1 protein-coding gene and 1 pseudogene are annotated in these 1115 nt (G+C 70.9%); both read left to right on the top strand.

Going from position 1 to position 1115, the window contains the following annotated elements; translation table 11 throughout:
- A partial coding sequence (locus ACWELJ_RS34230; RefSeq protein ID WP_452370194.1) for an aminotransferase class V-fold PLP-dependent enzyme occupies positions 1–373 on the top strand: 373 nt, incomplete at its 5' end.
- Positions 374–1024, top strand: a pseudogene (locus tag ACWELJ_RS34225) (tRNA 2-thiouridine(34) synthase MnmA); the annotation flags it as partial. It abuts the gene before it with no gap.
- Between the last annotated feature and the right edge of the window lie 91 nt (positions 1025–1115).

The raw sequence follows: 1115 nt of genomic DNA, 5'->3' as shown, positions 1-1115 counted from the left end.
GGTGCCGGACGCGCTGCTCAACGGCCCGGACCCGGCGCACAGCGTGGCGCACGACGGCGCGACCGGCGGGCTGCGGCTGCCGGGCAACGCCCACTTCACGTTCCCCGGCTGCGAGGGCGACTCGCTGCTGATGCTGCTCGACGCCGCCGGGATCGAATGCTCGACCGGATCCGCGTGCAATGCCGGAGTCGCCGGACCCTCCCATGTGCTGCTCGCCATGGGCGTGGAACCGGGTCGCGCGCGCGGATCTCTGCGATTCTCATTGGGACACGATTCGACCGACGCCGATATCGATGCCCTGCTGGCCGCGCTGCCGCAGGTGGTGGAGCGGGCGAAGGCGGCCGGACTGGCCGGAGCGAAGGGAGGCTTCTAGATGCGAGTACTTGCCGCGATGAGTGGTGGCGTGGATTCCGCCGTGGCGGCCGCCCGTGCGGTGGACGCCGGACACGAGGTGGTCGGCGTGCACCTGGCGCTGTCGGCGAGCCCGGGCACGCTACGCACCGGTTCGCGCGGTTGCTGCTCGAAGGAGGACGCCGGCGACGCCCGGCGCGCGGCCGACGTGCTCGGAATCCCGTTCTACGTCTGGGATTTCGCCGACCGGTTCAAGGAGGACGTGATCGACGACTTCGTCGCCGCCTACGCCGCCGGTGAGACCCCCAACCCGTGCCTGCGCTGCAACGAGAAGATCAAGTTCTCGGCGCTGGCCGACCGCGCGGCCGCCCTCGGCTTCGACGCCGTCGTCACCGGGCACTACGCCCGCCTCGAGGACGGCGTGCTGCGCCGGGCCGTGGACGCGGACAAGGATCAGTCCTACGTGCTGGCGGTGCTGACCGCGGACCAGTTGTCGCGCGCCATGTTCCCGGTCGGCGACACCCCGAAGCCGCGGATCCGCGCCGAGGCCGCCGAGCGCGGGCTGGCCGTCGCCAACAAGCCCGACAGCCACGACATCTGCTTCATCCCCTCCGGCGACACCCAGGCCTTCCTGGGCGCGAAGATCGGCATCCGCCCGGGCGCGGTGCTCGAAATCGCGTGGCCCAGTGGCAAAGCCCCTATTGCGGTGTTCCGATCCATCAGACTCCGGCGATTTCTGCGGTGATCAGCGGCGCCGATTCTGA

The sequence above is a fragment of the Nocardia sp. NPDC004582 genome (assembly GCF_053602115.1).
This window is presented reverse-complemented; position numbering and strand designations above follow the sequence as displayed.